The organism is Ruegeria sp. CDSC079, from assembly GCF_059610505.1.
Genome location: NZ_JBXWNT010000007.1, coordinates 21,081 through 34,360, shown reverse-complemented (window position 1 = coordinate 34,360; position 13,280 = coordinate 21,081). Strand labels below are relative to the sequence as shown.

Annotated in this window: 17 protein-coding genes; 14 read left to right on the top strand and 3 right to left on the bottom strand. The window is 56.5% G+C overall.

From position 1 onward, the window contains the following. Positions 1 to 147: 147 nt before the first annotated feature. On the bottom strand, positions 148 to 717 hold the full coding sequence (locus AC2FIC_RS14350; RefSeq protein ID WP_142639223.1) for a LabA-like NYN domain-containing protein: 570 nt from the start codon (positions 715 to 717) through the stop codon (positions 148 to 150). A 140-nt stretch (positions 718 to 857) separates the two neighbouring features. On the opposite strand from AC2FIC_RS14350, the gene folK reads away from it, so the two are divergent. The 13 genes from folK (at position 858) to recO (ending at position 10,829) form a co-directional block, all read left to right on the top strand. Next, positions 858 to 1,427 carry a 2-amino-4-hydroxy-6-hydroxymethyldihydropteridine diphosphokinase gene (gene folK, locus AC2FIC_RS14345; protein ID WP_496692198.1) on the top strand — a complete coding sequence of 190 codons (570 nt, stop codon included), beginning with the start codon at positions 858 to 860 and terminating at the stop codon, positions 1,425 to 1,427. 94 nt (positions 1,428 to 1,521) lie between these two features. Beyond that, the gene (rpoZ, locus tag AC2FIC_RS14340; protein WP_142639234.1) at positions 1,522 to 1,875 is read left to right on the top strand and encodes a DNA-directed RNA polymerase subunit omega; all 354 of its coding nucleotides are present in this window, start codon (positions 1,522 to 1,524) and stop codon (positions 1,873 to 1,875) included. Between the two features lie 26 nt (positions 1,876 to 1,901). Then, positions 1,902 to 4,034 (top strand): RelA/SpoT family protein, encoded by a 2,133-nt coding sequence (locus tag AC2FIC_RS14335; RefSeq protein ID WP_142639236.1) that lies wholly within the window; start codon positions 1,902 to 1,904, stop codon positions 4,032 to 4,034. 16 nt (positions 4,035 to 4,050) lie between these two features. After that, entirely contained in the window at positions 4,051 to 4,749 is a 699-nt protein-coding gene (locus AC2FIC_RS14330; RefSeq protein ID WP_142639238.1) for a DUF2062 domain-containing protein, read from the top strand. Then, a complete protein-coding gene (locus tag AC2FIC_RS14325; protein ID WP_281995877.1) occupies positions 4,742 to 5,488 on the top strand; it encodes a pyridoxine 5'-phosphate synthase in 747 nt (248 codons plus the stop codon). Before AC2FIC_RS14330 ends, AC2FIC_RS14325 begins: the two co-directional genes overlap by 8 nt. Further along, entirely contained in the window at positions 5,485 to 6,108 is a 624-nt protein-coding gene (locus AC2FIC_RS14320) for a LysE family translocator (RefSeq protein ID WP_271951355.1), read from the top strand. The genes AC2FIC_RS14325 and AC2FIC_RS14320 overlap by 4 nt, the downstream gene beginning before the upstream one ends. After that, positions 6,105 to 6,524, top strand: a complete 420-nt coding sequence (acpS, locus tag AC2FIC_RS14315) for a holo-ACP synthase (RefSeq protein ID WP_271951349.1) — start codon at positions 6,105 to 6,107, stop codon at positions 6,522 to 6,524. Before AC2FIC_RS14320 ends, acpS begins: the two co-directional genes overlap by 4 nt. Positions 6,525 to 6,581: 57 nt before the next feature. Continuing rightward, positions 6,582 to 7,421: a signal peptidase I gene (gene lepB, locus AC2FIC_RS14310; RefSeq protein WP_496692199.1), complete on the top strand. Its 840-nt coding sequence runs from the start codon at positions 6,582 to 6,584 to the stop codon at positions 7,419 to 7,421. Beyond that, complete coding sequence (gene rnc / locus AC2FIC_RS14305) at positions 7,418 to 8,098, top strand: ribonuclease III (protein ID WP_496678783.1); 681 nt, start codon at positions 7,418 to 7,420, stop codon at positions 8,096 to 8,098. Before lepB ends, rnc begins: the two co-directional genes overlap by 4 nt. Before the next feature lie 202 nt (positions 8,099 to 8,300). Continuing rightward, on the top strand, positions 8,301 to 9,209 hold the full coding sequence (era, locus tag AC2FIC_RS14300; RefSeq protein ID WP_496690318.1) for a GTPase Era: 909 nt from the start codon (positions 8,301 to 8,303) through the stop codon (positions 9,207 to 9,209). Further along, positions 9,206 to 9,535, top strand: coding sequence for a DUF1491 family protein (locus AC2FIC_RS14295; protein ID WP_142639253.1), 330 nt, complete (start codon positions 9,206 to 9,208; stop codon positions 9,533 to 9,535). The genes era and AC2FIC_RS14295 overlap by 4 nt, the downstream gene beginning before the upstream one ends. 82 nt (positions 9,536 to 9,617) lie before the next feature. Beyond that, on the top strand, positions 9,618 to 10,007 hold the full coding sequence (locus AC2FIC_RS14290) for a SemiSWEET transporter (protein WP_246097298.1): 390 nt from the start codon (positions 9,618 to 9,620) through the stop codon (positions 10,005 to 10,007). A gap of 96 nt (positions 10,008 to 10,103) precedes the next feature. Beyond that, the gene (recO, locus tag AC2FIC_RS14285; protein WP_496692200.1) at positions 10,104 to 10,829 is read left to right on the top strand and encodes a DNA repair protein RecO; all 726 of its coding nucleotides are present in this window, start codon (positions 10,104 to 10,106) and stop codon (positions 10,827 to 10,829) included. Here recO and AC2FIC_RS14280 read toward each other — a convergent pair. Then, a complete protein-coding gene (locus AC2FIC_RS14280) occupies positions 10,813 to 11,205 on the bottom strand; it encodes an META domain-containing protein (RefSeq protein WP_142639257.1) in 393 nt (130 codons plus the stop codon). The two genes, recO and AC2FIC_RS14280, sit on opposite strands and share 17 nt — an antisense overlap. 232 nt (positions 11,206 to 11,437) lie before the next feature. Here AC2FIC_RS14280 and AC2FIC_RS14275 point away from each other — a divergent pair, with 232 nt between their 5' ends. Continuing rightward, a complete protein-coding gene (locus AC2FIC_RS14275; protein ID WP_142639259.1) occupies positions 11,438 to 12,667 on the top strand; it encodes an SGNH/GDSL hydrolase family protein in 1,230 nt (409 codons plus the stop codon). A 2-nt stretch (positions 12,668 to 12,669) separates the two neighbouring features. Here the strand turns inward: AC2FIC_RS14275 and AC2FIC_RS14270 are convergent, their stop codons facing one another. Further along, the gene (locus AC2FIC_RS14270) at positions 12,670 to 13,224 is read right to left on the bottom strand and encodes a hypothetical protein (RefSeq protein WP_496692201.1); all 555 of its coding nucleotides are present in this window, start codon (positions 13,222 to 13,224) and stop codon (positions 12,670 to 12,672) included. Positions 13,225 to 13,280: the final 56 nt, after the last annotated feature.

The window sequence follows — 13,280 nt, the reverse complement described above, 5'->3', positions numbered from 1 at the left end:
TGGTCCAGTCAGGACAATGTCATTGATCCGACATGGTTCAATGCTAGCCAATAGGTGTTTTCAGCACCTGATCTTTGTTTAAAAAGCGCGGCCAGGGTTTCCCCTGACCGCGCTAATTTTCAACCGAGTTTGCTTTGGGGCCAGTTACTACCCGCCTGCGGCAACGGTGCGCGGTTCCATCGGCATTTCGCGCGGCGGACGACCGATCACGTCGCGGAGATCTTCCAGCTCAATGAAGTTGTCGGCCTGGCGGCGCAATTCGTCCGAGATCATGGGGGGCTGGCTGCGGATGGTCGACACCACAGAAACGCGTACCCCCTGACGTTGCAGGCTTGCGATCAGCGGGCGGAAATCTCCGTCGCCGGAAAACAGCACGATATGGTCTACACGTGGTGCAAGCTCCATGGCATCGACGGTCAGTTCGATATCCATGTTACCTTTGACTTTCCGACGCCCCATGCTGTCGGTGTATTCTTTTGCCGGTTTCGTAACCATGGTGAAGCCATTGTAATGCAGCCAATCAACCAGTGGACGGATGGGCGAATACTCGTCATTTTCAAGTAGCGCTGTGTAATAGAAAGCTCTGAGCATCTTACCGCGGCGCATGAACTCCTGGCGCAGCAGTTTATAGTCAATGTCAAACCCCAGTGCTTTTGCGGCTGCATAAAGATTCGAGCCGTCGATGAACAGCGCTAGCCGTTCGTCTTTATAAAACATAAATAGGTCCTTCCGGTACAAATCAGCGCGCTGCGTGTTACGTGAGTGAGTCTTGGGAAAATACAGCGCATTGATATCTCCATAATTAGGGGTTTTATGGTGTATCGCAAGTATGCAATTCGCCGAATATAGGGAGTAGGATGCGCAAAACCACCTCAAAAGCAGTGCTTGCCCTCGGTGCAAATCTCAAAGTGAGAGGTTTTGAGCCCCATCTGACGCTACGGAATGCCATTGACGCGATTTTGCGCCAGGGGCTGTTGATTCGGGCTGAAAGCCGCTTTTATGCGACCCCTTGTTTTCCTGCGGGCGCGGGCCCGGACTATGTGAATGCGGCCGTGTTGATCGAGACTGAAAGGTCACCCATTGAGTTGCTGCAGATATTGCATGGAATTGAACATGATTACGGGCGCGAGAGGATTCAGCGCTGGGGAATGCGGACGTTGGATCTGGACCTGGTCTGTTACGATGATCTGGTTCTGCCCGACCGCGAGGTTTTTCAAAGCTGGTTATCGCTGCCGCCCGAAGATCAGAAACAGCAGGCGCCGGATCAGTTGATCCTGCCGCACCCAAGGGTACAGGATCGTGCGTTTGTGCTTGTTCCCATGGCGGATGTTGCCCCGAATTGGCGGCATCCGATACTGGACCTGACCGTCAGGGAAATGCTTGCGGGGCTTCCTTCGGACGATATTGCGGCAGTTACCCCGTTATGATTGGTGCATTTGCAGCATTTCCTGCTTGTCAAGGCAGGGATTCGCCCTTAGATAAACCTCTTCCTGACATGGATTCAGTAACGGAGAGCGCCCCATGGCCCGCGTGACGGTTGAAGATTGCGTAGACAAGGTTCCGAACCGGTTTGAATTGGTGATGCTTGCCGCCCATCGTGCGCGCGAGATTTCCGCCGGTGGTCCGATCACCGTTGACCGTGACAACGACAAAAACCCAGTTGTTTCTCTGCGTGAGATCGCTGACGAGACCCAGAGCGCTGATGAGCTGCGCGAGCGGCTGATTGAGGCCAACCAGACCCAAATCGAGGTCGACGAGCCCGAAGAAGACCAGATGGCGCTGCTGATGGGTGCGGAAACAGACAAGCCTGCGGATGACGACATGTCCGAAGAAAAGCTGCTGCGCGCTCTGATGGAGGCTCAAGGCCAGGGGTAATCCCCACAAATGAAGGTGCGGACCGGATGATTTCTGCTGAAGACCTGATTGCGCTGGTCCGCAACTACAATCCCAAGACGAATGCAGACCGCATTGCCAAAGCTTATGAGTTCGGCAAGCAGATGCATGATGGGCAATTCCGCCATTCTGGCGAGCCCTATTTCACCCACCCTGTTGCCGTTGCCGCCATCCTGACCGAACAGCGTCTGGATGATGCGACTATTATCACGGCGCTGCTGCACGATACGATCGAAGACACCAAGGCCAATTACGGCAAAGTGTCTGAGCTGTTTGGCGAAGAAGTCGCCAAGCTGGTTGATGGGGTCACCAAACTGACAAACCTTCAGCTGTCCAGCCGCGAAACCAAACAGGCCGAGAACTTCCGCAAGCTGTTCATGGCGATGTCCAAGGATTTGCGGGTCATTCTGGTCAAGCTGGCAGACCGTCTGCACAATATGCGCACGATCAAGGCGATGCGGCCCGAAAAGCAGATCGTCAAAGCGCGCGAGACGATGGATATCTACGCGCCGCTTGCAGGCCGTATGGGTATGCAATGGATGCGGGAAGAGCTGGAAGACCTCGCCTTCCGCGTTCTCAACTCTGAAGGCCGCCAGTCCATCATCCGCCGCTTCATCACGCTGCAGCGCGAAACGGGTGACGTGATCCACCGGATCACCGGCGACATGCGGCACGAACTTGAAAAGGCCGGGATTGAAGCCGAGGTTTTTGGCCGTGCCAAGAAACCCTATTCGATTTGGCGTAAGATGCAGGAAAAGGACCAGGGGTTCTCGCGTCTGTCCGACATCTACGGGTTCCGCATCATTACGCAAAGCGAAGAAGACTGCTATCGAACCCTTGGCGCGATCCACCAGCGTTGGCGCGCCGTGCCGGGGCGGTTTAAGGATTATATCAGTCAGCCGAAATCGAACGGTTACCGGTCGATCCACACCACCGTTTCAGGCCGTGACGGCAAGCGGGTCGAGGTTCAGATCCGCACCCGTCAGATGCATGATGTCGCCGAAACTGGCGTGGCCGCGCACTGGTCCTATCGGGATGGCGTGCGTTCGGAAAACCCCTTTGCAGTCGACCCGGCTAAGTGGATCGCCAACCTGACCGAACAATTCGACAGCGAAGAGGATCACGAGGATTTCCTCGAGGCGGTCAAGCTCGAGATGTATTCGGACCAGGTCTTTTGTTTCACGCCTAAGGGGGACGTGGTGAAACTGCCGCGTGGTGCGACGCCGATCGACTTTGCCTATGCCATCCACACGCGCATCGGGCACGCCTGTGTGGGGGCCAAGGTTGATGGTATTCGCGTGCCACTTTGGACCCGGATCAAGAACGGGCAGTCGGTGGATATCATAACAGCTGACGGTCAGACTCCCCAAGTCACGTGGTTGGAAATTGCCGTCACCGGCAAAGCCCGTACAGCCATTCGTCGCGCCCTGCGCGAGGTTGACCGAGAGCGGTTCATCAAGCTGGGCAAAGAACTCGCGCGATCGGGATTTGAACATGTCGGGCGCAAAGCGACCGACAAGGCGCTGGACACTGCTGCCAAGCATCTGCGCCTGAAAGACCGGCATGAGCTGCTGGCGCGCCTGGGCAGTGCAGAACTAACTGCCCATGATGTGGTAAGCGCCGTCTACCCAGAACTGACGCAGGATGATGGTGATGCCATTCCGATGCGCCGGGCCGTGATCGGTCTTGAGCCGGGGCAGAAGTTTGACCGCGCCCCTTGCTGCCAGCCATTGCCGGGTGAACGGATCGTCGGGATCACTTATCGCGGCAAAGGTGTTGTCGTGCATGCAATCGACTGTGATCGCCTGAGCGAATACGAGAGTGAGCCCAAACGCTGGGTCGATCTGCACTGGCACTCGGGTACTCACCCTGCTGTCTACGGGGCGACGATTGATGTTACGATTGGCAATGACGCAGGTGTGCTGGGTCGCATTTGTACATTGATCGGCGAGAAAAAGGCCAATATCTCGAACCTAGAATTTGTGGATCGCAAACCGGATTTTTACCGCCTGCTGGTCAACGTTGAACTGCGCGACCTAGAGCAGTTGCATTCGTTGATGTTGATGCTTGAGGCCGAAAGCGATGTTGCAGCGGTTGAACGTTTCAGAGACAGAGCTAAATCCGCAGTTGCGGCTGGCTGAGAAGGGGTGATCAGGAGTGGTATTCAAGCGCCGAGATCGACGCTCGCCTGTCCAGATCGCATCGGAATTCGTCTATCCTCGTGGTGGCTGGACCCGGGCCTTCCACTATGTGAAACACCGCGTCCGGCGATTGCCGGATTCACCTGAACGCATCGCCCGCGGGGTAGGGTTTGGAGTGTTTGCGGCCTTTACACCTTTTTACGGGCTGCATTTTGGCATTGCCGCCCTGGCTGCGCGATTGTTCAACGGCAATATGCTGGCTGCACTCAGCGGTACGTTTTTCGGAAACCCTTTGACCTATGTGCCCATCGGGGTGGTTTGCCTTCAGACCGGGCATTTCCTGTTGGGCACCGAGTTTGAAGAGGGCGACACCCATGGGCTTATGGGGAAGTTCGCCAATGCTATCGGTGATCTCAAAGACAACCTGATTGCAGTATTCACCGACCGGGTGGCTGACTGGCACGGGCTGGGAATTTTCTACGACGAGGTTTTCTTTCCGTACCTGATTGGCGGCATTCTTCCCGGATTGCTGGCTGGGGTGGTTTGCTACTATCTCAGCCTGCCGCTGGTCCACACCTATCAGCAACGGCGTCGCGACAGGATCAAAAAGAAGTTTGAAGAAATCAAACGTCTGGCTGAATCCGAGGCTGCCGTTCCAGAGTCAAACCAACTAGGCTCGAGCCAGGATTTGGGAAAGGAATCAAAGGATGTCTGAGAACCGTTTGCGTCTCGGTGTGAATATCGACCATGTGGCCACAGTGCGGAATGCACGTGGTGGGGTCTATCCCGACCCTTTGCGCGCGGCCACGCTGGCCGAGCAAGCCGGTGCAGATGGCATTACTGCTCACCTGCGCGAAGATCGCAGGCATATTTCGGACGCAGATATTGACGGGTTGATGGAGGTTCTTTCGGTACCTCTGAATTTTGAAATGGCAGCCACGCCCGAGATGCAACAAATCGCTTTGCGCCATAAGCCGCACGCGGTCTGCATCGTCCCCGAAAAGCGCGAGGAACGGACCACCGAAGGCGGGCTGGAAGTCGCGCGCGAAGAAAACAAACTGGCCCATTTCATTGCACCTTTGCGTGATGCGGGCTGTCGCGTGTCGATCTTTATCGCCGCCGACCGTCGCCAGATCGAGGCCGCGCATCGCATCGGCGCCGAAGTGATCGAACTGCACACAGGCGCCTATTGTGACGCCCATGCCGAAGGCAAACTGGATGAGGCAGCGCAAGAGCTGGAAGGCCTGCGCGACATGTCCACCTTTGCCCATTCGCTTGGCCTCGAAGTGCATGCCGGACATGGTCTGACATACGACACGGTCAAACCTGTCGCCGCTTTCCCCGAGGTGCGCGAGTTGAACATTGGTCACTTTCTGATTGGCGAATCGATCTTTTTGGGCATGACCCCCGCCATTCAGGAAATGCGCCGCCTGATGGATGAGGCGCGGGGATGATAACCTCGGGTTTCATAGCAATCTGGATCGCCTGGCTGATGGCCGGAGGCTCACCCGGTCCGGCAACCATGGGCATCGCCGGAACTGCAATGAACGAAGGCCGCCGCGCCGGTCTGGTCTTTGCACTGGGCATCTGTGCGGGGTCCGCTGCCTGGGGCATCGCCGCCGCGCTGGGCCTGTCGGCGATCATGCTGGCCAATGTCTGGGTGTTCGAAGTAATCCGCTATGTTGGTGTAGCCTATCTGGGCTGGCTGGCGCTCAAGGCCCTGAAACGGGCGCTGTCATCGGATGAGATGGCGTTGGGCAACCCGGTCACCGGCTCGCTACGCACCATCTTTGCCAAAGGCGCGGCGATTCACCTGACCAACCCCAAGGCGATCCTCAGCTGGGGCTCGATCTACGCTATCGTTGCCCCGAATGACGCCAGCTTGTCGATGCTGCTTGGCTATTTCGGCCTGCTTTACGCGGGCTCGCTGCTCATTTTCATCAGCTATGCATTCCTTTTCTCTTCCGAACGCACAGTCCGCGCCTACCGCCGCGCCCGCCGCTGGTTCGATTTTGCCTTTGCCGGGTTCTTTGGGGTGGCAAGTTACAAGATTTTGACGGTTCGGTTGTCATGATCCTAGGCATCGGCACAGACCTCGCAAACATAGACCGCATTCAGGGCACGCTCGACCGGTTTGGTGACCGGTTTCGCAACCGTGTTTTTACCGACATCGAACAGCGCAAGGCCGAACGCCGCCACGACACCGCGGGCACCTATGCCAAGCGCTGGGCCGCGAAAGAGGCGTGCTCCAAGGCGCTGGGCACCGGGCTTCGTATGGGGATTTCCTGGAAGGACATGGCTGTCACCAACCTTAAAACCGGCCAGCCAGTGATGCATGTGACCGGTTGGGCGGCGGAACGGCTCAACGATATGACCCCCGAGGGTCACGCGGCGATCATCCACGTCACCCTAACCGATGACCACCCCTGGGCGCAGGCCTTCGTGGTGATCGAGGCGCGCCCAATTCGCGAACGCAGCGCTCTGTCTTGACTAACCCCGCCGCGCCGCGCATGTAGCACCCCAACAAACCAAGGACCGGAGAGCAGTATGGCCGAGGACGTCAAAACCGGAAATCCCGTGTGGGAGACGATCAAAACCATCGTCTATGCGCTGTTGATCGCGGGCGTTTTCCGTACCCTGTTCTTTCAACCGTTCTGGATTCCGTCAGGGTCGATGAAACAGACCTTGTTGATCGGGGATTTCCTGTTCGTCAACAAAATGGCCTATGGATATTCCTATGCCTCTTGCCCCAGTCTGATTATTCCAAGCGTCGGCCTCAATATCGACGCCGAGGATGTTTGTGGCTGGATGCAAAGTGATGACAACACCCGTATCTGGGCCGGCGATCCCGAGCGCGGCGATGTGATCGTTTTCCGTCATCCGGTGACGGGTCGCGATTACATCAAACGCCTGATTGGCCTGCCCGGCGATCGTATCCAGATCATTGAGGGCCAGATCATCCTGAACGGTACTCCGGTTCCGCAGGAACCCGATGGAGTGTTTACGGAAACCTATGAACGCCAGGGACCACAAGGCCAGTTCCCCCGCTGTGAAAACGGCGCTGTCGGGCGGGGCGGCGCCTGCGAGAAATCCCGGATGATCGAATCCCTGCCCAACGGGGTGTCCTATGATGTGATAAATATCGGCAATCAGGGGTCGGACAATACCGGCGTCTATACCGTGCCCGTAGGCGAATACTTCTTTATGGGCGATAACCGCGACAATTCCAGCGACAGCCGCCTGCCGCAATCGGCCGGGGGTGTCGGATATGTACCCTATGAAAACCTGATTGGTCGTGCAGATCGTATCATGTTCTCATCCGCTGGCCGGTCGATGCTGTTCTTCTGGACCTGGCGCGGAGACCGCTTCTTTAAGGCTGTGAATTGAAGCTTTCCGCCGAAATAAAGGCGTTTCAAAAACGTCTGGGGTATGAATTTGCCAACCCCGAGCTGTTGGTGCGCGCGTTGACCCATGGATCGGTATCCTCGGCTACGCGCCCGGACAACCAGCGGCTCGAATTTCTGGGTGATCGGGTGCTGGGTCTGGTGATGGCGACGGCCTTGCTGGAGGCGGACAAAAAAGCGAGCGAAGGTCAGCTTGCACCCCGGTTCAATGCGCTTGTGCGCAAAGAGGCCTGTGCAGATGTGGCGCTGCAGATTGATTTGGGTGCTGTACTGAAACTGGGCCGATCTGAAATGCTGTCCGGAGGGCGGCGCAAACAAGCTTTGCTTGGCGACGCGATGGAGGCAGTCATTGCTGCGGTTTATCGCGACGCCGGGTTCGAGGTCGCCAGCGCCGTTATCCTAAAGCTCTGGGGTGATCGCATCCACGATGTCGAGGCCGACGCCCGTGACGCCAAAACGGCGCTTCAGGAATGGGCGCAGGCACGGGGCCAGAAACCGCCCAGCTATGTCGAAGTCAGACGCTCTGGCCCGGACCATGCGCCGGTCTTCACCATCGCTGCGCGTCTTCAGGACGGGGCGGAAGAGCAGGCAACAGCAGGGTCAAAGCGTCAGGCCGAACAGGCGGCCGCCAAGTCGTTGCTGGACCGTTTGCAGAATTAGTCTACCGGGTAAAAACAGTCTGTCTCCTGAGGGCTGGCCGGAAATGCCTATCGGTCGAACACGGATCCTATCCGGTGATGGGTCGCCCACCATACCCCACCCAATGCCATCCTGAACGCATGTGCCAAAGCTGCAAATCGCTCTGGTCCGCTGCCTCTTTCTGCGATAGGGAGGCCCATCTGCAAACAGGATCAAACCCCAGATGACGACACGCGCCGGATTTATCGCACTGATCGGAGAGCCCAACGCAGGCAAATCCACCCTTCTGAATCGCATGGTCGGGGCCAAGGTCTCGATCGTGACACATAAGGTTCAGACGACCCGCGCCCGCATCCGGGGCGTGGCGATGGAAGGTGATGCACAGCTGGTCTTTGTGGACACGCCGGGCCTTTTCAAACCGCGTCGCCGTCTGGATCGGGCAATGGTGGCCGCCGCATGGGGCGGGGCCGCGGATGCCGATGTGGTTGTCCTGATGGTCGAAGCGCATCGTGGCATCACCGAGGGCGTAGAGCGCATCCTTGAAGGTCTGAACGAGATCGGGCAGGGCCGCACCGTCGCGCTGGCCATCAACAAGATCGACAGGGTGCAGTCCGAAGTTCTGCTGGCCCTGACCAGCGATCTCAACTCCCGCTATTCTTTCGCCGAGACATTCATGATCTCGGCCGAGAAGGGCCATGGCGTTGACGATCTGCGAAAATGGTTGGCGGGCGAATTGCCCGAGAGCCCGTGGCTATATCCGGAAGACCAGATCGCTGATCTGCCGTTGCGTATGATCGCGGCTGAAATGACACGCGAAAAGCTGACCCTGCGGCTGCATCAGGAACTGCCCTATCAGCTGACCGTCGAGACCGAGAACTGGGAAGAGCGCAAGGACGGGTCGGCAAAGATCGACCAGATAATCTATGTCATGCGCGACGGACATAAAGGTATCGTTCTGGGCAAAAAGGGCGAGACCATCAAGGCCGTCAGCCAAGCGGCCCGGGCCGAGCTGGAAGAATTCCTTGATCGCAAGATCCACCTGTTCCTGCAGGTCAAAGTCCGGCCAAACTGGCTGGAGGAATCCGAGCGCTATTCGGAAATGGGTCTGGAATTCAAAGACGGAAACGCATGACGCGACTGACGGCAGACTTCTGGGTTCACGCCTATCTGGCACGGTTACGATTTCAGGAAATACCGGCCTTTGTTGTGGCCCATGGTGACGACACAGCCGGCGCGGTTTTGATCAAGCTCAACACGTTGGACGGTCAGGCCACAGCCTTCCAGCGCAGCTTTGATCTGATGAGCGGTGAGCGCAAGTGGGTTGAACTCTCCTCTGGTCCCGAGGTCGATGTGGACGAGGCTATCCAACGCCAGCGCAGCTTTGACCCTGACCTCTGGGTGATTGAGGTCGAAGACCGGCAGGGGCGCCATTTGCTGGGTGAGGACGGTCTGGATTAGCGGTAGTAGCACAGACGCGGTGCAGGCCTCTGCCAAAGTTATGTCATAGGTCTTGGTAAGATGGTCCATTTTCGCTATTCGTATGCGTATTTATCGGATGGTGCTGAAACGGGTTGTTGCGGCCTATGGCAAGGATAGAGGTCTTACGTTGGCTGAAACATTTGGTCAGAAGTTCATAAAGTCAAACCTTGGTCTTGTGATGAAGCACTTCGAGGGTTTCATGGTATTTGTCGGCATTTTAGGCCCGTTTGCCACCCTTCCACAGCTTGTGAAGCTCTTCTTTACCCACTCTCAACATGCGTCGGGCCAATCGCTGTTAACATGGTCGCTCTATGCGGCGTTGTCTTTGCTTTGGTTCATCTACGGTCTGATCGTCAAGAAGTTGCCCATCTATGTTGGCAACGGCATTTCTATGGTGCTGAACCTTCTTATGGTCCTGGGCATCCTGATCCACGCGGGGGTCACGTTCTGACCCAATAGGTCGTCGATTTCCCAGTCTCTCTTGCAGTGGTCCCGGCTTTGCGTTCTTTTGCTCGGGCAGGACTGACCCCACAAGATTGGACACGCTTTGGACTGGCGCGACCACGGCATACTTCTGACCTCACGCCGCCATGGCGAAACGGCGGCAATTATCGAGGTCTTTACCGAAGGCCACGGTCGTCATGCCGGCGTCGTACGTGGTGGAACCAGCCGCAAGATCGCGCCGATCCTGCAGCCCGGGGCGCAATTAGATGTGCTTTGGCGCGCACGGCTCGAGGAGCATATCGGCACTTTTCAGGTCGAGCCCCTGCGGTCGCGGGCGGTGGCGGCGTTTTCGGGTAGGCTTGCGCTGGCTGGATTGAATGCGGTGGTGGCCCTGCTCTCGTTCTGTTTGCCTGAGCGCGAAGCGCATCCGCGCATCTATAAACAAACCGAACAGTTGATGGATCTGCTGGGTCAGGACGAAATTTGGGTGCTTGCCTATCTGCGGTGGGAATTGTCGCTGCTGGAAGAGCTGGGGTTTGGCCTTGACCTGACACGCTGTGCCGTGACGGGTGTAACAGAAGGTTTGGATTATGTTTCTCCGAAAACAGGTCGTGCGGTCAGCGTTGATGGGGCAGGGGACTGGGTGGATAGGTTGCTTCCCTTGCCACCTTGCCTGCGTGGCGTGGGCGACGCTCCGGATACCGAATTGGTGCAAGGATTGTTGACCACCGGACATTTTCTAGAGAACCATGTCGCTCCTTCGTTGGGGAACAACCCTCTGCCCGGCGCACGGGCGCGGTTTATTGATCAGATCAATCGGCAGCTTTGAACACCATTTCCTGCCCGTCCTCATTGCGCAATATCAGCAGGTTCCCTGATACTTCGGATTGGGTCATGGCAAGCAGGGCGGCGAAATAGATCCCTTCTGCCTCAAGCCCGGCACAGGCGGCACGGGTTGCTGTCAGGCCGGTCAGCTCAAACCATGGATAGGGCGCGTTAAGCCTGCCCGTGTAGCTGTTGCAGGGGGCGTTGCCCGCTACTTTTCCTTCTTCCAGAAATCGCAATAAGGCACTGGCATTGTAGGGTTGACCGTTGATCTCTTGCAGGGCCCATTCCCGTTCGGCAGCACCATAGGCCGCAACGGTTTCATCCTTCTGACATTGGAGTAATCCGGAAAGGGAAAGCAGCATTATGTAACGCAACATGGCAGAATTCCTGAAATCAGCGAAGAACAGTTTCCTGGGCTTGGACGCATTGTTTTGAACCGACTAGGTAAAGGATCGGATACAATGGTGACCGTTGACTTGCAAAACATCTTGGACATATTGAAAGCGAATAACGGGCCTTTCCTAAGATTTGGGCAGTTAGGTGGAATTTTTACACCGGTATATACGCCAGGTTTATTTGATTTTGACCTGATAGAATTGGAGCTTCGTAGTGAGCGGAAATGATGATGTTGGCATGGGGCGGATGCGACCTGTAACCAAGTTTTTTATGATTTTGATCTATGCCCTCTTTCTCTTCCTGCTGGTTGAACTGCTTTCGTATTTCACCGTGGTTTATGTGTATGACAACACGCTGGGCAATACGGCAGAGCGACATCTATACTCTTCGATCCGTGGTCACAAACTGAACCCAGACTATCAGCGAGGATTTGATACTGGCGGACAGCGTATCCATTCCGATCAAGGGTTCCGCCACGATACGCTGATTGAACAGCCAAAACCCGACGACACGTTCCGCATTTTTCTGATGGGTGGCTCAACTGCTTATGCCATCGGATCGCAGGGCAGTATTTATCCTGACCACCCAACGCTCACCAATCAGGAAACGGTTGCGTATTTCCTGCAACAGGACCTGCGCGAGCGGTTGGGCGATCAGATGCCCGGTGTGACGATTGAGGTGATCAACGCCGGAGTTGTTGCGTATCACAGTTTTCAACATGTGTTGTACCTGTACGAGACGCTATATGAGTACAGCCCGGACATGATTGTGTTTCTGGATGGCCACAATGATTTTTACAATGTTGGGGTCGATAATCCGGTCCAAAGTTATGCTTACTCGTCCGCACGCATGATTGACGCCTTGAATGATCGCAAACCCTTCTTTTCAGCCTATGCGTTCCTGCGGTACCCGGCGCAGTATTCCTATACCTTCAAACTGGCTTCGAAATTTACGCAAGGCTTGTTCGACCGCTATGAAATCCCCAAAAATATCACGTATGGGGATGTTACCGCCTTGCAAAGAGACTTTTCAGCAGAGCTTGCGCAGACTGCAAAGGTCGGATTTTTGCGCAATTACAAGCTGATCGAAACATTCGGCGACTACCACGGGTTTTGCTATCACGTCTTTTTGCAGCCTGAGGTCGTCTATGAGGACACCAATGTCCTAAGCGAGACCGACCGCGAAATCGCCCAGCTCACGCGGGATTGGTACAAGCCGGGACGCGAAGATCTGATGCATCGCGCGCGGGTCGATTTCCCTGCTTTGTTTGAAGAGGCCAATGTGCCTTTCACCGATATTGCCGAGATCGGCGGCCCCCTCCACAAAGACAAGGTGCTGTATGTCGATTACACGCATCTGACGCCCGAAGGGTCAAAGCTGGTGGCTGCGCGGATGCTGCCCGTGGTGGCGGAACGGATCAGCCAGTGTAAGACCCCGTCCTAAACTCAGTAGGGTTGCTCTCCGTTTAGCAAAGCGGTGCGCACCTCCATGCGGGTACGCCAGTTGTATCGCGTATCTTCGCGCGTTGGCGCCCATGTCAGCGCGCCACTGTTGCGCCATGGGTCAAGGACGATGCCCTCGAACATCGTGTCGCCCTTTGCGCTGATCACTGCGGAATGGTGGATGATCCTCAGCGGCGTTGGCGGTGATGTAGCCCAGTGCATTTCCAGGGTGCGGAAGTTTTCGGCCCTTAAACGGCTGGTCATCGCTTCGGCCCAGTCGTTGCACAGGCCGCGCTCACGAAATCCGTTGATGACCTTGGCGTTGTGGATGATGGCCGGGTCGGTGACCTGCCATTCTCGGGCCAGACGCTGCGAATAGGTATAGGCAATGGTGGCCGCCTTCTGTGCCTCGGCTGGATCAACCTTAGGGCCCATAGAACGGATGGCGAGCGCCAGCTCGTCTATGTCGTTCTGCGTTGCGGTCGGTTGAGGGGTGGCACAGCCGGCAAGGGCCAGTGCCGCAAGCGTGGCCAGAAGGACAAGAATGGATCGGGTCATGTGTTCGCCGCTGGTTCGTGATCAATCGCTGATCTACCGGGATAATCGACGCAGTG